This window comes from Rhizobium sp. R339, from assembly GCF_002211395.1.
Lineage (GTDB): Bacteria > Pseudomonadota > Alphaproteobacteria > Rhizobiales > Rhizobiaceae > Rhizobium.
The window spans coordinates 13,953-34,654 of the sequence record NZ_LOKV01000005.1; the positions used below are offsets into that span (position 1 = coordinate 13,953).

The 20,702-nt window shown below is 61.4% G+C and carries 24 protein-coding genes; 16 read left to right on the top strand and 8 right to left on the bottom strand.

Going from position 1 to position 20,702, the window contains the following annotated elements; all coding sequences use genetic code 11:
• Positions 1 to 2 precede the first annotated feature (2 nt).
• Entirely contained in the window at positions 3 to 974 is a 972-nt protein-coding gene (locus ATY76_RS08855) for a glycerophosphodiester phosphodiesterase family protein (RefSeq protein ID WP_088674391.1), read from the bottom strand.
• Between the two features lie 121 nt (positions 975 to 1,095).
• On the opposite strand from ATY76_RS08855, the gene ATY76_RS08860 reads away from it, so the two are divergent.
• The 11 genes from ATY76_RS08860 (at position 1,096) to ATY76_RS08910 (ending at position 9,803) form a co-directional block, all read left to right on the top strand.
• Complete coding sequence (locus ATY76_RS08860) at positions 1,096 to 1,902, top strand: alpha/beta hydrolase (RefSeq protein WP_088674392.1); 807 nt, start codon at positions 1,096 to 1,098, stop codon at positions 1,900 to 1,902.
• Between the two features lie 46 nt (positions 1,903 to 1,948).
• Positions 1,949 to 2,959, top strand: coding sequence for a ligase-associated DNA damage response exonuclease (locus ATY76_RS08865; RefSeq protein WP_088674393.1), 1,011 nt, complete (start codon positions 1,949 to 1,951; stop codon positions 2,957 to 2,959).
• A 201-nt stretch (positions 2,960 to 3,160) separates the two neighbouring features.
• Complete coding sequence (locus ATY76_RS08870) at positions 3,161 to 4,786, top strand: cisplatin damage response ATP-dependent DNA ligase (protein ID WP_088674394.1); 1,626 nt, start codon at positions 3,161 to 3,163, stop codon at positions 4,784 to 4,786.
• Positions 4,787 to 4,905: 119 nt separating this feature from the next.
• Entirely contained in the window at positions 4,906 to 5,829 is a 924-nt protein-coding gene (locus tag ATY76_RS08875) for an alpha/beta fold hydrolase (RefSeq protein ID WP_088674395.1), read from the top strand.
• Between the two features lie 225 nt (positions 5,830 to 6,054).
• Complete coding sequence (locus ATY76_RS08880) at positions 6,055 to 6,264, top strand: hypothetical protein (protein ID WP_088674396.1); 210 nt, start codon at positions 6,055 to 6,057, stop codon at positions 6,262 to 6,264.
• Between the two features lie 113 nt (positions 6,265 to 6,377).
• Positions 6,378 to 7,184: a L,D-transpeptidase gene (locus tag ATY76_RS08885; protein WP_088674397.1), complete on the top strand. Its 807-nt coding sequence runs from the start codon at positions 6,378 to 6,380 to the stop codon at positions 7,182 to 7,184.
• Between the two features lie 175 nt (positions 7,185 to 7,359).
• Complete coding sequence (locus tag ATY76_RS08890) at positions 7,360 to 8,094, top strand: L,D-transpeptidase (RefSeq protein ID WP_088674398.1); 735 nt, start codon at positions 7,360 to 7,362, stop codon at positions 8,092 to 8,094.
• 241 nt (positions 8,095 to 8,335) lie between these two features.
• Positions 8,336 to 8,545 (top strand): cold-shock protein, encoded by a 210-nt coding sequence (locus ATY76_RS08895; protein ID WP_011424508.1) that lies wholly within the window; start codon positions 8,336 to 8,338, stop codon positions 8,543 to 8,545.
• A 226-nt stretch (positions 8,546 to 8,771) separates the two neighbouring features.
• The gene (locus ATY76_RS08900) at positions 8,772 to 9,059 is read left to right on the top strand and encodes a cold-shock protein (protein WP_088674399.1); all 288 of its coding nucleotides are present in this window, start codon (positions 8,772 to 8,774) and stop codon (positions 9,057 to 9,059) included.
• Positions 9,060 to 9,114: 55 nt separating this feature from the next.
• Positions 9,115 to 9,351: a 30S ribosomal protein S21 gene (gene rpsU / locus ATY76_RS08905; RefSeq protein ID WP_088674400.1), complete on the top strand. Its 237-nt coding sequence runs from the start codon at positions 9,115 to 9,117 to the stop codon at positions 9,349 to 9,351.
• A gap of 218 nt (positions 9,352 to 9,569) precedes the next feature.
• The gene (locus ATY76_RS08910) at positions 9,570 to 9,803 is read left to right on the top strand and encodes a hypothetical protein (protein WP_088674401.1); all 234 of its coding nucleotides are present in this window, start codon (positions 9,570 to 9,572) and stop codon (positions 9,801 to 9,803) included.
• A 31-nt stretch (positions 9,804 to 9,834) separates the two neighbouring features.
• Here the strand turns inward: ATY76_RS08910 and ATY76_RS08915 are convergent, their stop codons facing one another.
• A complete protein-coding gene (locus ATY76_RS08915) occupies positions 9,835 to 10,326 on the bottom strand; it encodes a MarR family transcriptional regulator (RefSeq protein WP_088674402.1) in 492 nt (163 codons plus the stop codon).
• Positions 10,327 to 10,451: 125 nt separating this feature from the next.
• Here ATY76_RS08915 and ATY76_RS08920 point away from each other — a divergent pair, with 125 nt between their 5' ends.
• Positions 10,452 to 10,874, top strand: a complete 423-nt coding sequence (locus tag ATY76_RS08920; RefSeq protein WP_088674403.1) for an organic hydroperoxide resistance protein — start codon at positions 10,452 to 10,454, stop codon at positions 10,872 to 10,874.
• 263 nt (positions 10,875 to 11,137) lie between these two features.
• Here the strand turns inward: ATY76_RS08920 and ATY76_RS08925 are convergent, their stop codons facing one another.
• Positions 11,138 to 11,632 carry a MarR family transcriptional regulator gene (locus ATY76_RS08925; RefSeq protein WP_088674563.1) on the bottom strand — a complete coding sequence of 165 codons (495 nt, stop codon included), beginning with the start codon at positions 11,630 to 11,632 and terminating at the stop codon, positions 11,138 to 11,140.
• Positions 11,633 to 11,718: 86 nt separating this feature from the next.
• On the opposite strand from ATY76_RS08925, the gene ATY76_RS08930 reads away from it, so the two are divergent.
• From ATY76_RS08930 to ATY76_RS08940, 3 genes are all read left to right on the top strand, one after another.
• Positions 11,719 to 12,447, top strand: coding sequence for a thioredoxin family protein (locus ATY76_RS08930; RefSeq protein ID WP_088674404.1), 729 nt, complete (start codon positions 11,719 to 11,721; stop codon positions 12,445 to 12,447).
• Positions 12,448 to 12,539: 92 nt separating this feature from the next.
• Positions 12,540 to 13,007 carry a DUF1579 domain-containing protein gene (locus tag ATY76_RS08935; RefSeq protein WP_088674405.1) on the top strand — a complete coding sequence of 156 codons (468 nt, stop codon included), beginning with the start codon at positions 12,540 to 12,542 and terminating at the stop codon, positions 13,005 to 13,007.
• Between the two features lie 36 nt (positions 13,008 to 13,043).
• The gene (locus ATY76_RS08940) at positions 13,044 to 13,823 is read left to right on the top strand and encodes a VOC family protein (protein WP_088674406.1); all 780 of its coding nucleotides are present in this window, start codon (positions 13,044 to 13,046) and stop codon (positions 13,821 to 13,823) included.
• 78 nt (positions 13,824 to 13,901) lie between these two features.
• Here the strand turns inward: ATY76_RS08940 and ATY76_RS08945 are convergent, their stop codons facing one another.
• Complete coding sequence (locus tag ATY76_RS08945) at positions 13,902 to 15,422, bottom strand: ABC-F family ATP-binding cassette domain-containing protein (RefSeq protein WP_088674407.1); 1,521 nt, start codon at positions 15,420 to 15,422, stop codon at positions 13,902 to 13,904.
• A gap of 378 nt (positions 15,423 to 15,800) precedes the next feature.
• Here ATY76_RS08945 and ATY76_RS08950 point away from each other — a divergent pair, with 378 nt between their 5' ends.
• Positions 15,801 to 16,298: a metal-dependent hydrolase gene (locus tag ATY76_RS08950; protein ID WP_088674408.1), complete on the top strand. Its 498-nt coding sequence runs from the start codon at positions 15,801 to 15,803 to the stop codon at positions 16,296 to 16,298.
• 7 nt (positions 16,299 to 16,305) lie between these two features.
• On the opposite strand, the gene ATY76_RS08955 is transcribed toward ATY76_RS08950, so the two are convergent.
• From ATY76_RS08955 to ATY76_RS08970, 4 genes are all read right to left on the bottom strand, one after another.
• Positions 16,306 to 17,901, bottom strand: coding sequence for an ABC-F family ATP-binding cassette domain-containing protein (locus ATY76_RS08955; RefSeq protein WP_088674409.1), 1,596 nt, complete (start codon positions 17,899 to 17,901; stop codon positions 16,306 to 16,308).
• Positions 17,902 to 18,107: 206 nt separating this feature from the next.
• Entirely contained in the window at positions 18,108 to 18,437 is a 330-nt protein-coding gene (locus tag ATY76_RS08960; RefSeq protein WP_088674410.1) for an XRE family transcriptional regulator, read from the bottom strand.
• A complete protein-coding gene (locus tag ATY76_RS08965) occupies positions 18,427 to 18,786 on the bottom strand; it encodes a type II toxin-antitoxin system RelE/ParE family toxin (RefSeq protein WP_088674411.1) in 360 nt (119 codons plus the stop codon). The genes ATY76_RS08960 and ATY76_RS08965 overlap by 11 nt, the downstream gene beginning before the upstream one ends.
• A gap of 145 nt (positions 18,787 to 18,931) precedes the next feature.
• A complete protein-coding gene (locus ATY76_RS08970) occupies positions 18,932 to 20,497 on the bottom strand; it encodes a helicase HerA-like C-terminal domain-containing protein (protein ID WP_088674412.1) in 1,566 nt (521 codons plus the stop codon).
• Positions 20,498 to 20,702 lie beyond the last annotated feature (205 nt).

Sequence of the window (20,702 nt, forward strand, 5' to 3'; positions counted from 1 at the left end):
CTTCATTTCACGAGCTTGCCGATCGCCTCGATCTCGTTCGTCCATATGCCACCCGCATAGTTCTGCGGCAGCCGCGCCAGTTGCGCGGGATCGTCGATGCCGGTGGAAAAATCGCCGCCGCGATAGGGGCCGAGCACGAAGACATCGGTCCCGGCATCCTTCATCCGATTGAGGAAACGGTCCGGCCAGCCCCAGAGCCACGGCGCGATATTCACCGGCACCAGCATCATTCCGTGTTTGCAGGCGTTCGGCAGCAGACCGGTCCAGCCATAGGCGATATAGCCGGTGAGGCAGCCCTTCAGGCTCTTGCGCGAGGCGGTCCTGATATCGGGTGCGCGCCGGCGCAGGACGTCGATCGGCTCGTCCCCGCCATAGACGATGATCTCTGCCCGGCGCTCGGCGGAAAGCCCGTTGAGCAGGGCGGCGAGCTTTTCGCCTTCGGAAGGGTCGCGGCTCTTGACGTTGATGAGGAAGCGCCGGTCCGGAAAGGTCGAAAGCACCTGCGTCAGCGTCGGCATCATGCCGATGCCCCGGCCGCGGAAAGGAAAGCTCTTGCCGCCATCGGCGGTGTAGCCATAGCCGATGTCGAGCTTCTTCATTTCCGCCATCGAATGTTCGCGCGTCACACCGCGCCCGTCGGTGCGGCAGTCGAGCGTCCAGTCGTGAAAGACGGCGAACTCGCCGTCCGTCGTCGGATGCACGTCGATCTCGACGATATCGGCACCGGCTGCAAAACCTGCCTGCATCGACGGAATGGTGTTTTCCAGATAGTCGTGTTTGGGCGGCAGCATGCGGCTCGCCGTGCAGGTGTCATTTTTCAGATCAGTCTCGTCGAAGCGCTGGGCGATGCCGCGATGGGCTAGCAGCACCGGCTTTCCCGGCCGATGTTCGGCAAGCAGGTTTGTATTGTTGAGATAGATGCCAACAGCGGCGAGCGCGATCGCCGCCGCGCCATAGAAAAGCTTCCTGCCCATCCTGCTCTCCCTGATTGCATCGAACGAGGCAACAGCTAGAAAGCGATTCTGGTTGTTCTTGGGCTGTTTTCCGGCTTTTCTATGCGCGCAGTTTATTCCCCGGAAAAGGAGCGGCATCGCCATGGAAGCACAGGACGACGAACTCATCCGTTTCGAAGAACAGGGCGCCGCGCCGTTGCCGCCGGCCGCCGTCGAGGGCCATATCGGACGCGCTGGCGCGCGCATCTGGTATGCGAGCTATGGGAGCGGCCCTGCCGTCATTCTGCTGCATGGCGGCCTCGGCCATAGCGGCAATTGGGGCTATCAGGTCGCGTCGCTGCTCGACAGCGGCCGCCGTGTCGTGCTGATCGACAGCCGCGGCCATGGCCGCAGCACCCGCGATTCCCGTCCCTATACTTATGAGCTGATGGCATCAGACGTGCTCGCGGTCATGGACGAACTGCGCCTGGAAAAAGCGGCCGTCATCGGCTGGAGCGACGGCGCCTGTATCGCTCTTGTCCTCGCGATGACGGTGCCCTCTCGCATCGAGGGCGTCTTCTTCTTCGCCTGCAACATGGATCCGAGCGGCACGCTGGAATTCGTTCCGACGCCGGTCATCGACCGCTGTTTCGGCAGGCACGGCAAGGACTATGCGGCATTGTCGGCGACACCAGACGATTTCAAAGGTTTCGTCGATGCGGTCAGCCTGATGATGAGGACCGAACCGAACTATGATGCCGCCGATCTCGCTGAGATCCGTGTGCCGGTGGCGATCGTGCTCGGTGAGCATGACGAGTTCATCAAGCCAGACCATGCCGAATATCTCGCTCGCAGTATTCCGGACGCTCAGATGATCTATCTCAATGGCGTCAGCCATTTTGCGCCGCTGCAGCGGCCGGCCGAGTTCAACGCCGCAGTGTTGTCCTTCCTCGACGGGCTCCCGTCTTGAAGCGCTCCCTCTAGCCTCGCGTTCATTTCTCGCTATCTCTAGTTTCATGAGAGCTGATGCGCTGCTTTATCCCGCCCCGGAGGGTCTCTACTGCCCGGAAGGCGGCTTTTATATCGATCCTGTGCGTCCCGTCGAGCGGGCGCTCATCACCCACGGTCATTCGGATCATGCCCGGCCGGGCCATGTGAACGTGCTCGCCACCCGCCAGACGCTGGATATCATGCGGCTGCGCTATGGCGACGGTTTCTGCGCCAGCGAGCAGGCTGTTTCCTTCGCCGAGGAACTGTGGGTGAACGGCGTCAAGGTGAGCTTCCATCCCGCCGGCCATGTGCTCGGTTCGGCCCAGATCGCCATCGAAAAGAACGGCACGCGCATCGTCGTCTCCGGCGATTACAAGCGCCGCCCCGACCCGACCTGCGCGGCCTATGTGCCTGTCGCCTGCGACGTGTTCATCACCGAGGCGACCTTTGGGCTGCCGGTTTTCCATCATCCCGATCCGATGGATGAGACCGGCAAGCTGCTGGCCTCGCTCCGGCAGTTTCCCGAGCGCACCCATCTCGTCGGCGCCTATGCGCTCGGCAAGGCCCAGCGCGTCATCCGGTTGCTGCGCGATGCCGGTTATGCCGAACCGATCTATATCCACGGCGCCATGGAGAAACTCTGCGACTATTATATCGGGCAGGGCGTCGATCTCGGCGAACTGCTGCCGGCCACGATCGAAAGCCGCGACAAATCCGCCTTCAAGGGCGCCGTCGTCATCGGTCCGTCATCGGCCTTCGCCGACCGCTGGGCCCGCCGCTTCAACGAGCCGCTGCCGTCCTTCGCCTCCGGCTGGATGATGGTGCGCCAGCGCGCAAAACAGCTCGGCGTCGAATTGCCGCTCGTCATCTCCGACCATTGCGACTGGCCGGAGCTGACGGAAACAATCCGGGAGCTGCATCCGGCAGAGGTGTGGGTGACGCATGGCCGCGAGGAAGCCTTGGTGCGCTGGTGCCAGCTGCAAGGTATCAAAGCGAAACCGCTGCATCTGGTGGGTTATGAGGATGAGGGGGATTGAGATGAGCTGCGTGCTGCAGGAAAACCCCTCCCCAACCCCTCCCCACAAGGGGGAGGGGCTTAACCTGCCGCATCGCCTCGCCAAAGGACCGTCGCCAAGAACGCCGAGGTCGAAGGACGGCAGGGCAGTGCCGCGGGTTAGCCCCTCCCACCTGTGGGGAGGGGTTGGGGAGGGGTCTTTCCCTAGCATGGGGAGGCGCCCATGAAAGCCTTCGCCGATCTCCTCGACCGCCTGGTGCTGACCCCTAGCCGTAACGGCAAGCTGAAGCTGCTCACCGACTATTTCCGCGATACGCCCGATCCGGATCGCGGCTATGGCCTCGCTGCCATCGCCGGCACGCTGGAGGTGCGCAACGTCAAGCCCGCCATGCTGCGCGAGCTGGTGCTGGAGCGCATGGACGAGGTGCTGTTTCGCTATTCCTACGACTATGTCGGCGATCTCGCCGAAACCATTTCGCTCGTCTGGGACAATGAGAGGGATATCGATCGCTCGGCGCTTGCTCAGCCACGTCTCGGCGAGGTCGTCAGCCGCATGAACGCGCTCGGCCGCACCGAAGTGCGCGGCTACGTCCGCGACCTGCTCGACCGGCTGGATTCCTCCGGCCGTTTTGCCTTCATCAAGCTTGCGACCGGCGCCATGCGTATCGGCGTTTCGGCGCGCCTCGCCAAGCAGGCGCTCGCCGATCTCGGGGCCAAGGACGTCACCGAGATCGAAACCCTGTGGCACGGGCTGCAGCCGCCTTACGAGACATTGTTCGAATGGCTGGCGGGCGGCGGGGAAAAACCGGTGCTGGCGACGCCGGCGATCTTCCATTCCGTCATGCTGGCCAATGCGGTGGAGGAGGGCGATCTCGACGGTCTCGATCCGGCCGACTATGCCGCCGAATGGAAATGGGATGGCATCCGTGTCCAGCTCTCCCGCTCCGGCGATAGGCGCAAGATCTATTCCCGTTCCGGCGACGACATTTCAGGCGCCTTTCCCGATATTCTCGAAGCGATCGATTTTTCCGGCGTCATCGATGGCGAACTTTTGGTCGGCGGCACAGCGCGCTCCAACAGCCCGACCCGTACCTTCTCCGATCTGCAACAGCGCCTGAACCGCAAGACGGTGACGGCGAAGATGCTCGACGACTACCCGGCCTTCATCCGCGCCTACGACGTGCTCTTCGATGGTGAGGAAGACATCCGTGGCCGCACCTATGTCGATCGCCGCGACCGCTTGGCCGAAATCATCGAGCGCGCACCCCATGACCGTTTCGATCTGTCGCCGCTTGTCTCATTTTCATCCTGGGCAGAGCTCGACGATCTGCGCGCCGCCCCGCCCGATCCTGTCATCGAGGGGGTGATGATCAAGCGTCGCGACAGCATCTATCAGGCCGGCCGCATGAAGGGGCCTTGGTTCAAGTGGAAGCGCAATCCTTATAATGTCGATGCGGTGCTGATGTATGCCCAGCGCGGGCACGGCAAGCGCTCCAGCTATTATTCCGATTTCACCTTCGGAGTCTGGGCCGATGATGAGGATGGCGAACAACTGGTTCCCGTCGGCAAGGCCTATTTCGGTTTCACCGATGCCGAACTCGAGGTGCTCGACAAGTTCGTGCGCAACAACACCACCGATCGCTTCGGCCCGGTGCGCGCAGTACGCGCCGACAAGGATTTCGGCTTCGTCGTCGAGGTGGCCTTCGAGGGCATCAACCGCTCGACGCGGCACAAATCCGGCGTGGCGATGCGCTTTCCACGCATTGCCCGCCTTCGCCCCGACAAGCCTTCCTATGAGGCCGACAGGCTGCGTACGCTGATCGCCATGATCGACGCGAAGGTGGAGTAAATTTCAGTTCCCTGCGCAACAATGACGCAGGACGATATTTTCAACACGATGTGTATTGGCGGCAACGCGGTTTCCGGTGCAAATCTTGTGTGCGGGGGAATTGATTTGGGTGTTGCGTCATGAGTTCGCATGAACAAAATTCTTTTTTCCGCCACCGCCGCGCCGTGCTGGCGGGGCTCGCCGGTGCGCTTGTCCTGCCGCGCATGGCCGCCGCCTTCGACGTTCCGGACGAGCCGCGCCTTGCCAAGCACGACTATGCCGCCGTCCGCCGCCATTTCCGCACGAAACTGCTGAAAAAGGGTCCGGCGCCCGATAAATACGAACCGCTAAACGCGCCTGCTGACGCCGACAAGATCTTCTATCGTTCCGGCTATGGCGGCGAGCTGGAACTCGCGGCCTGGGTTTCGAAATACAAGCGGGAGCACACCGCCAAGCCCGCCGTGCTTTTCCTCCACGGCGGCAATGCCATGGGCATTGGCCACTGGCAGCTGATGAAGCCCTATATGGATGCCGGTTACGTCGTGATGATGCCGTCGCTGCGCGGCGAAAACGGACAGATGGGCAATTTCTCGGGCTTTTACGACGAAGTGGATGACGTCCTTGCCGCAACCGAACGCCTGGCACACTTGCCGGGCGTCGATCCCCAGCGCCTTTTTATCGCCGGCCACAGCATCGGCGGCACGCTGACCATGCTGACCGCAATGAGCACGCATAAATTCCGCGCCGCCGCGCCGATCTCGGGCAATCCCAATGCCTTCCGCTTCTTCAGCCGCTATCCCGAGGACATCCGCTTCGACGACAGCAATGCGCATGAATTCGAGGTGCGCTCGGCGCTGTGTTACGCTCATAGCTTCAAATGCCCCGTCCGTGTCGTCCACGGCACGGAAGAGTCCCATTTCAACGACCGCGCCGATCTGCTCGCCCGCCGCGCCCGTGCCGCCGGCACGCACATCGAGACGGATACCGTCACCGGTAATCATACCTCAGCGCTGCCCGCCGAGATCGAGCAGAGCATACGCTTCTTCCACGGCGTGGCGGCTTGAGTTCGCCGCTGCTGCTTTGGCATACAGTGGTCAGTCCGATTTGCTGGAGCAAGGACTGACCGCGCGAACACCTTCGACAAGTTGAAGTCGCTCGTTTGGAATCGCGATCGTGTCGGCGCCGTGCTTTCTGCCGAGGCGTCGTGTTACCTCGGGAACTGCGTCCTTTTCATTTGCTGATTTCCGGCTATAAACCGCTTATCTCGCACGCAAAGGTAGTGCCTAATCATGATTGGCAAGTTATTCTTCGTCGCGGCCGCCATGACTTTTATAATTGTGTTCTGGCTCTTGCTTCGGCTCATCACGAGCGGTCGCGATTTGATGAAGCTAACGCCGGCCGAGCATGGTTGGTATGCAAAGCGGATTTTTCCTCTGATGCTGTTGGCGGCTGCCTTTGCCACCGCAGGAAGTCTGGCTGCGAAGTGGGGCTGGCTCTGATGGCTTAGACGGCATCGACTTTCCGCCACCCTGACGCCAGCTTCGCGCCAGCCGCGAATGCCATCGTTCAAGCAGATGTCACTGTCTTGCCGATCGTTGATAAGGGTGGTTCCATGAATTTTCTGCGCCGGGTTTTCCCGATTGCCGGGCTTGTAACGGCCGCCGCGTCGCTGAGTGGCTGCAACATCCTCATTCCCGACGTCGCCGCCGATTCGCCGGCCCGCTTCGTGCAGGAAACCTCGCCGGTCTTCTATCAGCCGCCCGGCGTCGATCCGCGCCGGGTGCGGCCCATCCCCGATCAGCCGGTGCCGCAGACGCGCGAACTCTACAGGACACAGTTCAATCAGACCTACGGCCTGCCGGTCAGCAATCCGGTGAATATGACGATGTACGGCGAACTGCGTGACGAGGATTTCACCCTGCCGTCGATCCCGGTCAGCCGCATACAGCCGCAGTTCCTGCGCCAGGAAGTCGAATATCAGACGCTCGAGCGTCCCGGCACTGTTGTCATCGATACCAAGTCGCGCTTTCTCTATTTCGTCGAGGGCAACGGCAAGGCGATGCGCTACGGCGTCGGCCTCGGCCGCGACGGCTATGCCTGGTCCGGCCGCGGCGTCATTCAATGGAAGCAGAAATGGCCGCGTTGGACGCCGCCGGTCGAAATGGTCTCCCGCCAGCCTGAGGTTCGCCCCTTTGCCGCGGAAAACGGCGGCATGAATCCTGGCCTTCAAAATCCGCTCGGCGCCCGCGCCATGTATATCTTCAAGGACGGGCAGGATACGCTCTATCGCATCCACGGCACCCCCGACTGGCAGTCGATCGGCAAGGCCACCTCGTCGGGCTGCGTGCGCATGCTCAACCAGGATGTCATCGATCTCTACAGCCGCGTCCTCGCAAAGGCCGAGATCGTTGTGATGTAGCGCTGCAACAGCGCTACCCATTCGTCCGCTCGCGGCCGGACACGTCTGCGTGAAGCTATGGTTTATTTGGCGCAAGCCGATAGATTTTCTCATGTCGTTATCGGCAATGGACGAATCATCGGTTATCAGGTGCCTCGTTCGGCTTCCCGCATCAAAAGGAACTCAGTCCCGCGTCATGAGCTTCGATAGACATCTTTCCCGCCGCAACTTTCTTTCCTTATCGGCACTGACCGCAGCTTCCGCGCTCACCGGTTGCGCCTCCTCGGCCAACACGGTGACGGCAGGCGATACGAGGATCATCTACCGTTCGCCCGTTCGCCTGTTCCAGTCCATGGGAACGTCGAGCGTGCCGAGCGACGCCGAGCTTGCCGTCATGTATGGTCCCATTGAGGACGGCGGCTTCCTCATTCCCGCCGTGCCCTACGAGCAAATCGATCCGCGCTACTACCGCCAGCGCGTCGTCGATCCCACGGGCCAGCCGCCCGGCACCATCGTCGTCGATACGCCGTCGCGCTTCCTTTATCTGGTCCAGGCTGACGGCATGGCGATGCGTTACGGCGTCGGCATCGGCCGCGAAGGTTTCGCCTGGCAGGGCTCGGGCGTCATTCAGTGGCGTCAGAAGTGGCCGCGCTGGAAGCCGCCGAACGAGATGGTCGCGCGCCAGCCGGAACTCGTCAAATATTCGATCGAGAACGGCGGCATGGAGCCGGGCCTGAAGAACCCGCTCGGCGCCCGCGCCCTCTATATTTTCTCGAATGGCGAGGATACGCTCTATCGCCTGCACGGCAATCCCGATTGGCGCTCGATCGGCAAGGCCGTTTCGTCAGGCTGCGTAAGGCTGATGAATCAAGACATTATCGATCTCTACGATCGCGTTCCGACGAAGGCGCCGATCGTCGTTTGGCAGTAATGCGCCGGGCGGCCGTCATCCGGCCGCCCCCGCTTTCCGGCCGGCTTTGACTCGCCGGGAAAGGTTTTATTTTCGATTTAGCATTGCTTAATTCGATAAAAAGCCTACATGGTGTCTATCGAATATTGCTTGTGACCTTTGTCCATGCGCGCCCGCGCTTCGTCAGATCTCCTCTCAGCATCGATATTGCCCGCGGATATCCTTCCCCGGGTGCACTCAAACGGTTGAAAAGGAAATCGTTATGAATTCAGGCGTGGTTAAGTGGTTCAATGGCACCAAGGGTTTTGGTTTCATTCAGCCGGATGATGGTTCCACGGACGTTTTCGTCCATATTTCGGCAGTCGAACGCGCTGGCATGCGCGAACTGACCGAAGGTCAGAAGGTTCGCTACGATCTCGTCCGCGACAAGCGTTCGGGCAAGAATTCGGCCGACAATCTTCAGGCCGCATGATTTGTCATTCGCCCCGCAGCGCCGCGCGTCTTCTTAGACGGGTGAATGGCGCTGTGGCATCCTGACTGGCCATGAATGGGACAGCGCGTTGACCACGGATGTACTGGCAGCGCGCTGATCGAACTGGCAGCGGAAGGGCTGAGTGACAGGAAGAGGTCGGGTTCGTGCCCGGCCTTTTTGCTTTGATCGACCTATTGAACAGCCGAAGAGTTGAAGGGACACTGCGATGGGCAGACCAAACTACAAAGTCGGCGATGTGATCGTGCTGAAATCCGGCCTTACCCGCACCGCGGCGGCCGAGAAGCGATGCAGGATCGCCGGCATCCTGCCCAACGACCACGGTCATGTGCAATATCGCGTCCAGTTCGACGCGGAGAATTTCGAGCGCCGGATTACCGAGGCCGACATCGATACCGGGAGATCGCCATGCGAGGCTTCGCCCGAAGCGGTGGCCAAATTATCGGACGGCGCCGGGTCCTGGCTGAAGCCTTCGAGCATCAGGGTTGGGAAGTAATCGCAGGTTTTATTGTGGACAGTGCGGCCTTGCCGCCGAAGAAAGGATATCGTCTTTGCAGGTACTCGTCAGGGATAACAATGTCGACCAGGCACTGCGCGTGCTCAAGAAAAAGATGCAGCGGGAAGGCCTGTTCCGGGAAATGAAAGCGCGTAGCGCCTTCGAGAAGCCCTCTGAGAAGCGCGCCCGCGAGAAGGCCGAGGCTATTCGCCGTCAGCGCAAGCTTGCCCGCAAGAAACTGCAGCGCGAAGGCCTGCTGCCGGCGCCGAAGAAGCTTCTGCGCACCCGCTAGAACAGGATGATTTTAGGCCCGGTTGGCCTAAAATCTGAATCCTGTTCTAAATTAAAGAGTTAGAGCATGATATCGTCCGAAAACCGCTCACACTTTCGGCATCATGCTCTAGTCCGGCTGCGGGAACGGGGCCACTGCGGGATCGCGGTTCCCCACGGCATCATGGTTTGCACTGTGGAGCCGCGCTCCAACACCGTCATCACCTGAGAGAGGGGCACATGACCGCCACCAAGGGAGAATTCTTCAATCCCGCCAAGCTTTCGCCTCGCGACAAGGCGGAAGCCACCGATCACACGGCGCGCGCCATCATCGAGGCTGAAGCCTCGGCCCGCGAGAAGAAGACCGAGAAGCTCAGGGCGCTGCGCCTGCAACAGGCTGCCGAAGCCGAACCCGAGGCGGCGCCTGCAAAAAAGCGCCGGTCCCCGGTCAAATCCGCTTCGCGGCGAGGCTGATCGCCGATAGATTTCTCTTCGGCGCCTGCGTTCAGTCGCCGTCGCCTAAGCCGGCCCGCCCGAGATTATTCCGCAGCCGGTGCAGCATGTCGCGCATCTCGGCCATTTCCTCCAGCGTACAGCCCACAGCTTGCCCGATCGCCGTCATGATCGTGTCGATTTCTCCCTTCATCGCCTGACCTTTCGGTGTCAGCGACACGATCACCTGCCGCTCGTCACGCAGGTCGCGCATGCGCTTGATGAGCCCGCTTTGCTCCAGCCGTTTGAGGAGCGGCGACAGCGTGCCGGAATCGAGGTCCAACTGCTCGCCGATCGTCTTCACCGGCAGTTCGCTGCGTTCCCACAGCACCAGCATCACAAGATATTGCGGATAGGTAAGGCCGACCCTCTCCAGAATTGGCTTATAGGCGCGGGTGAAAGCATGCGCCGTGGCATAGACTGCAAAGCACAACTGCTTCTCCAGCCGCTTCTCCTCCTGCGGTATCTCCATCGTCTTCGTCGTCTGCGCTTTCATATCTATCATCCCTAAGGCGCCGATTGTCCTCTTTTCAAATTCCGAATGCAATTTGCAAAATTCACTTGCGTACGATTTAATTGTGCGATATCAAAAATCCAACCCGATCGAAGGGCCAATCAAAGGAGATCGTCATGCCTATTCTCTATACGACCAATGCCTCTGCTACCGGCGGCCGCGCAGGCCGCGCCGTTTCCGACAACGGCGTTCTGGACGTAACGCTGACCGTTCCGAAGGAACTCGGCGGCGACGGCGCGACCGGCACCAATCCCGAGCAGCTCTTCGCGGCCGGCTATTCCGCCTGCTTCCTTGGTGCCCTGAAATTTGTCGCGGGCCAGCAGAAGGTCAAGATTCCCGAGGACACGACGGTTTCCGCCAAGGTCGGCATCGGCCCGCGCGAGGACGGCACCGGCTTCGGCATCGAAGTGGCGCTGACGGTCAATATTCCGGGTCTCGACCGCGAAACGGCTGAAAAGCTTGCAGCCGCAGCCCACATCGTCTGCCCCTACAGCCACGCCATGCGCACCTCGACCGAAGTTCCGGTCGCGGTTGCCTGATTGGAGTAACAGCTGGAAGATCGGCGAGGCGGCCCCTCATCCGCCTGCCCGCACCTTCTCCCCGTAAACGGGGCGAAGGGAGCAAGCGGCGAACTCTCCGTTCCCCACAGACCTCTCGCAGGGCACGTCCCCTCTCCCCGTTAGAACGGGGAGAGGGCTAGGGTGAGGGACAGCTGTTTGGCGCAAACGGAACGGCTGCAGACATGCTCGAACAGTGGCGGAGTGACGTTCGGCTCGCTCTATTCGCCGATTGCCCGTGCGCCCTAACGTGGCCGGCGCGACCCGGCCGGCTTCGGCGTCTCATCCGTCATCCCCGACACCGTCTGCAGATCCTGCCGCAGCCGCCCGGAACTTCCATCCGGAAGCTTTTGGTCGAGCGCCGCATGCGTCTCTTTCCAAATCGGTAGCGCTCTTGCCAGCACCGCCTTGCCTTCGCCGGTCAGGGCAAGCAGCCGGCCGCGCCGGTCCTTCGGATTTTCCATCACGCTCACCCAGCCCTTGCGTTGCAGTGGCTTCAGGGCCGCCGTCAGCGTCGTCTGGTCCATGGCGAGCAGGCTTGCGACCGGCCCCATCGGCGGCGGCTCCGGCCGGTTCAGTGACATCATCAGCGAAAACTGTCCGTTGGTCAGCCCCGCGGGCCGCAATGCGTCATCGAACAGGCGGGCGAGTGCCCGTGCCGCTCGTTGCGCATGCAGGCAGAGGCAGGTGTCGCGCACCAGCAGCGTTGTAGAGAAGGGAATTTCAACCGAATTTGACATGACCATTTTATATTGATATCAATCTTTTTAGTCAAGGAGAAGGAGATGGGCCGGCTCGCCGGCAGCGCCGGAGGAGGGCGCATCCGATGCAGAACGAGGTTGTTTCCCGCGAGCAATGGCTCGAGGCCCGCCGTGCCCTGCTCTTGAAGGAAAAGGAGGCGACGAAGCTGCGCGACAGCATCAATGCCGAGCGTCTGGCGCTGCCCTGGGTGAAGGTGGACAAGGATTATGTCTTCGAAACGCCGGAGGGCAGGAAGTCGCTCGCCGACCTCTTCGACGGCCGCAGCCAGTTGCTGATCTACCATTTCATGCTCGGTCCGGATTGGGATGCCGGCTGCACCGGTTGCTCCTTCCTGGCGGATCATGTGGATGGGGCCTTGCCGCATCTCAACCACCACGACGTCACCTGGGTCGCCGTTTCACGCGCGCCGCTCGATAAGATCACCGCCTATAAAAGGCGCATGGGATGGAAATTTCCCTGGGTCTCCTCCTTCGGAAGCGATTTTAATTTCGATTATCACGTTTCTTTCAGCCCCGAGGATCTTGCCAAAGACAAGGTCTTCTACAATTTCACTGCCATGGAGCCGGTCGACGCCCACGACGAACTGCCGGGCCTCAGCGCTTTCTACCGCAATGAAAAGGGCGAGCTCTTCCATACCTATTCGAGTTATGCCCGCGGGCCGGAAGAGCTGATCGGCACGCTGATGATCCTCGACCGCGCGCCGAAGGGCCGCAATGAGGATAGCACGATGAACTTCGTGCGCCGTCATGATGAGTATCCGGAGGCTCCGAAGGCGCCATCCTGCTGTCACTGAGCCGGAGCATGATGCCGAACAATATGCAGCAGTTTGCATCGTGCTCTTCGCAATGCGGAAGAACCAATGCCAACATCACCCAAGGGAGAAGGATGATGAAGACTGCAGAAGTGCTGAAGGAACATTCCTTCCTGGAAAGACTCGTCGGCAAGTGGAACGTCACCGCACCCGAGATGGGTGGCAGCGACGATTGGACGGAGACCGTCCGTTCATTGCACGGCATCTGGTTCGTTGCGGAAGGGACCGGCCGCATGCCCGACGGCAAGGAGGCGACTACCGTCATGACGCTCGGCTACAACGCCGAAAAAGGCAAGTATGTCGGCAGCTGGATCGGCAGCATGATGGACTTTATGTGGGTCTATGAAGGCGAGGTCGATGCATCGGGCAACGTGCTCGACCTTTATACCACCGGCCCCGATTTCAATGGCGAAGGGCTTGCCAATTACCGCGAGCGGATCACCTTCGTCGATGCCGATCACCGCACGTTCACCTCCAGTGCCAAACAGCCCGATGGCTCGTGGAAACAGTTCATGGAAGCACATTACGCCCGCAAGACCTGACATTGTCGCGCCAAACGTCGAAAAAGGGAGAGTTTGATGTCTGAGACGCATGGAAAATTCATCTGGTGCGAGCTGATGACCCCCGACACTTCAGCCGCCGCGAAATTCTATAGCTCGGTCGTCGGTTGGACGACCTCCGAAATGACGGTGGAAGGCATGCCCACCTATACGGTTTTCGAGGCCAACGGCATCGGCGTCGCCGGGCTGATGAAATTTCCGGCTGAATTGGAAGGGCAGGGCATTCCGCCGAACTGGACGGGTTATGTCGGCGTCGACGACGTCGACCAGTCGGCGAAGGATTTCGCCGCCAATGGCGGTTCGGTCCGCCGCCCGCCGGATGACATCCCGACCATCGGCCGCTTCGCCGTCGTCGCCGATCCGCACGGCGCGGTGCTCTGCATCATGACGCCGGCGCCGATGGAGCAAACATGGCCGGAACTGGCCTTCGACGCACCCGGCAATATCGGCTGGCGTGAACTCTACGCCGGCAATGGCGAAGAGGCGATGGCCTTTTACTCTAAGCTGTTCGGCTGGAAGAAGGACAGCGATTTCGACATGGGCCCGATGGGCGTCTACCATCTCTTCTCGCATGGCGGCCGGCAGATCGGCGGCATGATGACCAAGCCGGCGGATATGCCGATGACCTTCTGGTGCTACTATTTCATCGTACCGGCCATCGATGCCGCGATCGAACGCGTCACCTCAGGCGGCGGCAAGGTCGTCAACGGCCCGATGGAAGTTCCCGGCGGCAGCTGGATTATCCAGGCCACCGACCCCCAGGGCGCCTTCTTCTGCCTGGTGGCGCCGAAGCGGTAGTGTCTTGACCATTGTTGGCGGCGTGCCGTGAGGCCTCTCTCGGCACGCCGCCGGCCATTTCCCTTCACCAACCATCCATCACCCCGCAACCGACGCAAAGAACCCTTCCGGGCTCTCCACCTCCAGCAGCCGCTTCTTTTCAATCAGCCAGAAGCGGTTTCCCACCGCCCGCACGAAGCTGCGGTCGTGCGAGACCAGCAGGCAGCTCGCCTGGTGCGCCATCAACTCGCTTTCGAGCGCTTCCTGGCCCTCGATATCGAGATGGTTGGTCGGCTCGTCGAGCAGGTAGAAGTTCGGTTCCGTCAGCCTGAGCACCAGCATGCCGAGCCGCGCCTTCTGCCCGCCGGAAAGCTGGCCGATCGGTTTCGCCTGCATGTCGATCGTCATGCCGGCACCAGCAAGCAAAGCCCGCGCCCGCTGATCGCCGACATCGAAGCGGCGGATGATCGTGCCGATCGGCGTATCCTTGTCGGCAAGATCGGCGAGCGCCTGATCGCCATACCCGAGGACGACCGAAGGCGTCGCCTTGATGGCGTCTGCTCCGGCATCCGATCTTCCGATCGCCTGCTTCAGCATTGAGACCAGCCGCGATTTGCCGGCGCCGTTGAGGCCGAGGAGCACGATGCGGTCGCCCTGGCAGATGAACTGCCGGCCGGTCCGGAAGAGCAGGGTCCCATCGGGCGTCGTCACCGCCGCATCTTCCAGCGTCACCAGCACCTTGGCATGCGTACCGCGGTTGGAAAGCCGGATGGCGCCGGCCGAGCATTCGAGATGCGCGGGCTTTGCCGCGTCTTCCAGCTTCTCCGCCCGCTGCTTCAGCTGCTTCGTCTTGACGACCAGCAGATCGCTGCCGGAATTGATGCCGATATTGTTGAGCTTGGCCGCCTGCCTGCGCAACTGCTCCGCCGCCTTCATGTCGCGCTCGTAGCGCCGGGCCTCGGAGGCGTCGACCTCATCGAGGGCGGCGCGCGCCCTCGTATAGGGGAGGGCAAAGACCGGCGATTGCTCCGGCCTTAGGAACAGCGTCCGGTTGGTCGTTGCGTCCAGAAAGGCGCGGTCATGGCTGGAGAGGATGACCGGAACGTCGCGCGGCAGGGCGTTCAGCCAGCCCTCCAGCTGTGCGATCTTTTCGAGGTCGAGATGGTTGGTCGGCTCGTCGAGCAGAAGCACGTCGGGCTCGCAGACCCAGGTGCGGGCCAGCAAGGCCAGCCGCTGCCATCCGCCGCTCAGCTGCTTGAGCGGCCGGCGGCGCATTTCCCCCGGCACTTCGAGCGACTCCAGCACCACATCGACGCGCCAGGCCTCGCTTTCGGCTTGATCGGCCGGCAGCGCCTGCAGCACGGCATCGTAGAAGGGCGCGTCGAAAAGGGCTTCCGGCACATTCTGGGCAACATGGCCGACGGTGAGCCCGCGCGCCTTGGTGATCTCGCCCTCGCTCGGTTCGAGCGCGCCGGTGATGCAGGCAAGCAGGGTGGATTTCCCCCGGCCGTTGGCAGCGACGAGGCCGATGCGGTCACCGGCATTGACGACAAGATTGAGGTTGGAAAACAGCCGATTGCCCAGCGTCACGCCGAGATTGCGGATATTGATGAGGGTCATGATCGTTCTCTGGTCTTGACCGGGGACGCGATCCGGGGCGTTCAGCCATCACGGGATTACGCGTATCGGACCCGGAAGTTACAGGAATGGGCGCGAACCTTGGGATACTGCGCCGCATTGGCCACGAAGGGCAGACCAGGAAGAGATGTCGAGAAACGGTCTCTGGTCAGCCCTGCAAACGCATTTGCAGGGCGTTGACGGGACCACGCTGGCGATGATGCCGGAAATAATATTGCATAGCGTGATCCTCCTTTCTCGAACGGTTGCAGAATTGAGATAGCATTGCTCGTAAAAAGAGGCAAGGAGCCGGAAGCAGCCGATTTCTAGCCATAAATCGTTCCTAGAGGATTCTCGGGGTCATCGGGAGGACCAGACAGGATGCTCATCGCTCATTTGCCGGCAGGCTACCTCCTGGGAAGCGCTGCGCGACGGCGATCCGCCGCACCCGGCATCATGACCGCGGCCCTGATCGGCAGCGTGCTGCCGGATTTCGATATGGTCTATTTCTTCGTGACCGGCGGAAGGGTTCATCACCACGACTTCATCTCCCACTGGCCGCTGTTCTGGCTGGCTCTCGCCGCCATGGTTCTGCCCGCGATCGGCCGGTTGGCGCCGGGACGGTTCCTGATGGCCGCCGTCTTTTTCGCTGCCGTCATGCTCCATATGGTCATGGATACCGTCGCTGCGCCGATGCTCTGGCTGGCGCCGTTCGACTGGTCCAAATTCGAGCTGACCACGGTGCCGGCAACCTACAGCAATTGGGTGGTAAGCTTCATGCTGCATTGGACCTTCGGTCTGGAGCTCCTGATCTGCGCCGCGGCGCTGGCGGTCGCCGTCTGCCGGGCCCGCAGCCTTCGCAGTCGCCAGCAGGCGTGAGCCTGAGCTATATGCCCGCGCCGACAGCGGTCAGTTCCAGCCGCCGCCTTATCCCGATGTTTTCGAGAAACGTTTCGTCGTGGCTGACGACGAGCAGCGCGCCATCATAGGCGCGCAGTCCCGCCTCGACCGCCGATATCGAGTCGATATCGAGATGGTTGGTCGGCTCATCGAGGATCAGCAGTGGCGGCGGAGCAGCACCGAGAACGCAGGCAAGGCCGGCGCGCAACAATTGCCCGCCGCTCAGCGTCGAAACGGTCTGCAACGCCGCATCGGCCCGGAACATGAAGCGGGCAAGCGCGGCGCGGCAGCTATTTTCGTCGGCTTGCGGATTGATCCGGCGGAAATTATCTCGGATCGAGTCCGACGGATGGAGAAGGCTCACCGTCTGATCGAGCATTGCAAAAGCGGTCATGACGCCGACCGTGCCGGTCCAGGGCTTCAACGCGCCGGTGACAAGCGAAAGCAGCGTCGTCTTACCGGAGCCGTTCGGCCCGGTGATGGCGATGCGTTCCGGTCCTGTCATCTCGAAGGAGAGATCGCGGATGACGGGATCGCCCGGCCGATAGCCAACTGTGACACCATCGATCATCAGCACGATCTTGGTGGCGGGCAGTCCCGTCGCGGGCAAAGTGACCGACAGCGGCCGAAGAATCTCGATCTTTTCGCGCGCTGCCTTTGCGTCTTCGGCCGCCTGGGTCCGCCGGCGCTCGGCAAGACGGGCATTGTCACCGCCCGTCGTTTCGCTGCGTTCTTTCATGCCGCCGAGCAGGATACGCGGGATGCCGCCCTTGGCAGCCATCTTCCGGCCGGCGCTATCCCTGCGTGCCTGCCGCTCCACTGTCGCCTGAGCTTTTCTGGCAACCTCGGCAACACGCTTTTCAGCATCGGCAAGCTCGTGTTGGACGGCGGCAAGTTCGAGTGCCTTGCGCTCGCGATAATGGCTCCAGTTGCCGCCGTAGCGCGTTGCGCCGAGCCCTGTTAGCTCGACGATCGCATCGACGCTTTCGAGCAGCTCCCGGTCGTGGCTGACGATGATTGCTCCCGCCCGCCAGCCTGATATCAGCGCGATCACGGCTTCGCGGCCGTCGCGGTCGAGATTGTTGGTCGGCTCGTCGAGCAGCAGGAAATCCGGTTCGCCGAAAACCAGTGCGGCCAGCCCCGCGCGCGTGCGCTGCCCGCCGGAAAGCGCGGCAAGCGGCGTCTGCGGCTCCGCCTCGAGCCCGGTACGATTGAGCGCCGCCGCGATGCGCGTCTCCAGCATCCAGTCGGCGGATGCGAGCTCCTCGGCACTCGCTTCGCCGGCTTCGGCACGGCTGAGAACGGCAAGCGCCTCGGCCACGCCGAAGAGATCGGCGATGGTTTCGTCAGCCGCGATCTGAACGCTTTGACGCAGCACGCCGAGACTGCCGCTGACGGAGATCGTCCCCGATTGCGGCCGGATATCGCCGGAGACGAGCTTCAGCAGCGTCGTCTTGCCGACGCCGTTGCGACCGACAAGGCCGGTGCGTTCCGCACCGAAACTTAGGTCGAGATCGGAAAAAAGCGGCCGTCCGTCAGGCGCGGCCCAAGAGATGTGAGAAAGGGTGATGGATGCAGGCATGAATCTGGATTTCCCCGTTGGCAAGGCGAATTGGCGTTGCGATCGAGTTGAAATCCATTGCGGCACACATCCTGTTAAAATGGTCGATGGCGAGGAATTTAGGGAATGAATGCTTGCGGTTCAAGGCAGGGAACGATCTGCGCTAACGTTTCGAGCTTCCAATATCCGCGCACCAGAAGCAGAGCTACCCATCCGAGTGCCTGCCGCTAGACGATCTGCTTCACATAAATCTCAGGATCAAAGTCGACGCGCCTCGCTTTCCCGTCGGGTGTTTTCAAGACAAGCTCGACCCCGCCTCCGAGCGAATGCATATACCGCACGACGGACGATAGCAGGACATCGTCGGCGCTTTCGATTTTCGAAACAGTGTTTTGCGTCATCGCGGCGCGCGTAGCGACATCCTGCTGCGTTGCCTGCATCGCCTTGCGGACTTCCGCCAAGGCCTTGCCCAGACGGCGCTCTTGCCGTTTCATGTCGAGCCGAGTGCGAACATCTTCTGGAAGTTCGGCGCGTAAAGTCTTCCACTCAGTACTCATTTTTCTTCTCCATCAGCCAAGCACCGAACCGCGTGTCAGCTTTGTTGATCAGCTTTCTGTAAAAAAGCGCTTCATTTATGCCTTGCTTGTCGCCTCCACAAAGAACGATGGCTCTTTGAGCAGGATCGAAGGCGAAGGCAAAACGCCACACCTGCTTTCCAAACCTGACTCTGATCTCCTTCATATTCGCATAATCCGAACCGGAAAGCGTATCGACGTCAGGGCGACCTAAGGAGGGACCGTCGTCTTCGAGGTGATCGAGCACCTCACCGACCAATTCCTTCAATCCCATCTCCAGTGCTTTCCATTCGGGAACGAAATCAGGATGAAACTGCACCTTATAGGTCATCGGCTACCTTAAAATATATATTTAAAGATATTAAAATCAAGGCCGGCGTGATGGCGAGATGGCACTCCGCTTAAGGTCCCGGTCAACCGACCGGGCCTAGCCAAGTCGCGCGCCATCCTTCTGATCCCCGAGAGCAGGAAGAATCCTACCGCTTCAAGCTCCCCAGGATGCCGCGCACCAGCGCCCGGCCGACTTGGGTGGCAACGGTGCGCGCCACGCTCTTCATCGCGGCTTCCATCACCGTCTCGCGCTGATAGCCGGAAGCCCGGCCGCGGGATTGTCCGCGGCCCTGCTGGCTGTCGTCATCACCGCCGAAGCCCGGTATTGTCCAGCCTGAATTCGTGCTGCCCGGCTGCTCCTGTGCCGCCTCTTCCTGCGCCCGCTTGGCGGCATCGGCTTCCGCCGCCTTCTTCGCCCGTGCCGCCAGCATCTCGAAGGCGGATTCGCGGTCGACGTCTTCGTCGTAGACGCCGAGAACCGGGCTCCTGTCCATCACCTGCTGACGCTCGCCATCCGTCAGCGGGCCGACGCGGCCGGACGGCGGGCGGATCAACGTGCGCTCGACGATCGAGGGCGCGCCCTTGGCTTCCAGCGTCGAGACCAGCGCCTCGCCGGTGCCGAGATTGGTAATGACGGTGGCGCAATCGAAGGCCGGGTTCGGGCGGAAGGTGTCGGCGGCCGTCTTCACGGCCTTCTGCTCGCGCGGGGAATAGGCGCGCAGCGCGTGCTGGGCGCGGTTGCCGAGCTGGGCGAGCACCGTTTCCGGCACGTCGAGCGGGTTCTGCGTCACGAAATAGACGCCCACGCCTTTGGAGCGGATCAGCCGCACCACCTGCTCGACACGTTCGACCAGCACCTTCGGCGCGTCGTTGAAGAGTAGATGCGCTTCGTCAAAGAAGAAGACGAGCTTTGGTTTTTCGGGGTCGCCAACTTCCGGCAATTCTTCGAAGAGCTCGGACAGCAGCCAGAGCAGGAAGGTGGCGTAGAGGCGCGGGTTCATCATCAGCTTGTCGGCGGCAAGCACCGAGATCTGGCCGCAGCCGTTATTGCTGGTGCGCATGATGTCGGTGATCTTCAGCGCCGGCTCGCCGAAGAAGTATTCCGCGCCCTGCTGTTCGAGAACGAGCAGCGCGCGCTGGATCGAGCCGACCGAAGCCTTGGAGATCAGGCCGTATTGGTTGGAAAGCTCGGTGGCGTTCTCGCCCATATAGTTGAGGAGCGAGGTGAAATCCTTGAGGTCTAGGAGCGGCAGTCCGGCCTGGTCGGCGATCTTGAAGGCGATGTTGATGACGCCTTCCTGCGGCTCGGAAGCATCCATCAGCCGGGCGAGCAGCAGCGGCCCCATCTCGGCGACCGTGGTGCGCACCCGATGGCCCTTTTGGCCGAACAGATCCCAGAATATGACTGGAAACTGATCGAATTCATAATCGGCAAAGCCGATCTGCTCGGCCCGCTTGGTCAGAAAATCCTTGGCCTCTCCCTTGGCGGCGATGCCGGAAAGATCGCCCTTGATGTCGGCCGCAAAGACCGGAACGCCGGCGCGGGAAAAGCCTTCGGCCAGGACCTGCAGCGTCACCGTTTTGCCGGTGCCGGTGGCGCCGGTGACCAGACCGTGACGGTTGCCGAACTTCAGGTCGAGATATTCCGGCTTGTTGATGCTGTCATCGGGATTGCGGCTTGCGCCGATGAAAATCTTACCTTCCTCGAGCATTCGGAGTATCTCCCTTCGGCGTGGCGCCGTTTGTGTCGGAAGGCATGGGTTCTCCCGCCGCCTTCATCGAACCATCGTTTCCCTGTTATAAGCAGGGAGGAGGATGCGAACAACTGGTTGCATTGAAAGCGAAACCGGACAAAGTGCCGGCAGGAGAGGGCCGCTTGAGTTGCGGCCGAATTTCGATTAACGTTGACGTTAACGT

What these genes read in the sequence shown, in the direction of transcription:
- ATY76_RS08855 (WP_088674391.1), bottom strand. Translation starts at nt 974, where the DNA reads ATGGGCAGGAAGCTTTTCTATGGCGCGGCGGCGATCGCGCTCGCCGCT.
- ATY76_RS08860 (WP_088674392.1), top strand. Translation starts at nt 1,096, where the DNA reads ATGGAAGCACAGGACGACGAACTCATCCGTTTCGAAGAACAGGGCGCC.
- ATY76_RS08865 (WP_088674393.1), top strand. Translation starts at nt 1,949, where the DNA reads ATGAGAGCTGATGCGCTGCTTTATCCCGCCCCGGAGGGTCTCTACTGC.
- ATY76_RS08870 (WP_088674394.1), top strand. Translation starts at nt 3,161, where the DNA reads ATGAAAGCCTTCGCCGATCTCCTCGACCGCCTGGTGCTGACCCCTAGC.
- ATY76_RS08875 (WP_088674395.1), top strand. Translation starts at nt 4,906, where the DNA reads ATGAGTTCGCATGAACAAAATTCTTTTTTCCGCCACCGCCGCGCCGTG.
- ATY76_RS08880 (WP_088674396.1), top strand. Translation starts at nt 6,055, where the DNA reads ATGATTGGCAAGTTATTCTTCGTCGCGGCCGCCATGACTTTTATAATT.
- ATY76_RS08885 (WP_088674397.1), top strand. Translation starts at nt 6,378, where the DNA reads ATGAATTTTCTGCGCCGGGTTTTCCCGATTGCCGGGCTTGTAACGGCC.
- ATY76_RS08890 (WP_088674398.1), top strand. Translation starts at nt 7,360, where the DNA reads ATGAGCTTCGATAGACATCTTTCCCGCCGCAACTTTCTTTCCTTATCG.
- ATY76_RS08895 (WP_011424508.1), top strand. Translation starts at nt 8,336, where the DNA reads ATGAATTCAGGCGTGGTTAAGTGGTTCAATGGCACCAAGGGTTTTGGT.
- ATY76_RS08900 (WP_088674399.1), top strand. Translation starts at nt 8,772, where the DNA reads ATGGGCAGACCAAACTACAAAGTCGGCGATGTGATCGTGCTGAAATCC.
- ATY76_RS08910 (WP_088674401.1), top strand. Translation starts at nt 9,570, where the DNA reads ATGACCGCCACCAAGGGAGAATTCTTCAATCCCGCCAAGCTTTCGCCT.
- ATY76_RS08915 (WP_088674402.1), bottom strand. Translation starts at nt 10,326, where the DNA reads ATGATAGATATGAAAGCGCAGACGACGAAGACGATGGAGATACCGCAG.
- ATY76_RS08920 (WP_088674403.1), top strand. Translation starts at nt 10,452, where the DNA reads ATGCCTATTCTCTATACGACCAATGCCTCTGCTACCGGCGGCCGCGCA.
- ATY76_RS08925 (WP_088674563.1), bottom strand. Translation starts at nt 11,632, where the DNA reads ATGTCAAATTCGGTTGAAATTCCCTTCTCTACAACGCTGCTGGTGCGC.
- ATY76_RS08930 (WP_088674404.1), top strand. Translation starts at nt 11,719, where the DNA reads ATGCAGAACGAGGTTGTTTCCCGCGAGCAATGGCTCGAGGCCCGCCGT.
- ATY76_RS08935 (WP_088674405.1), top strand. Translation starts at nt 12,540, where the DNA reads ATGATGAAGACTGCAGAAGTGCTGAAGGAACATTCCTTCCTGGAAAGA.
- ATY76_RS08940 (WP_088674406.1), top strand. Translation starts at nt 13,044, where the DNA reads ATGTCTGAGACGCATGGAAAATTCATCTGGTGCGAGCTGATGACCCCC.
- ATY76_RS08945 (WP_088674407.1), bottom strand. Translation starts at nt 15,422, where the DNA reads ATGACCCTCATCAATATCCGCAATCTCGGCGTGACGCTGGGCAATCGG.
- ATY76_RS08950 (WP_088674408.1), top strand. Translation starts at nt 15,801, where the DNA reads ATGCTCATCGCTCATTTGCCGGCAGGCTACCTCCTGGGAAGCGCTGCG.
- ATY76_RS08955 (WP_088674409.1), bottom strand. Translation starts at nt 17,901, where the DNA reads ATGCCTGCATCCATCACCCTTTCTCACATCTCTTGGGCCGCGCCTGAC.
- ATY76_RS08960 (WP_088674410.1), bottom strand. Translation starts at nt 18,437, where the DNA reads ATGAGTACTGAGTGGAAGACTTTACGCGCCGAACTTCCAGAAGATGTT.
- ATY76_RS08965 (WP_088674411.1), bottom strand. Translation starts at nt 18,786, where the DNA reads ATGACCTATAAGGTGCAGTTTCATCCTGATTTCGTTCCCGAATGGAAA.
- ATY76_RS08970 (WP_088674412.1), bottom strand. Translation starts at nt 20,497, where the DNA reads ATGCTCGAGGAAGGTAAGATTTTCATCGGCGCAAGCCGCAATCCCGAT.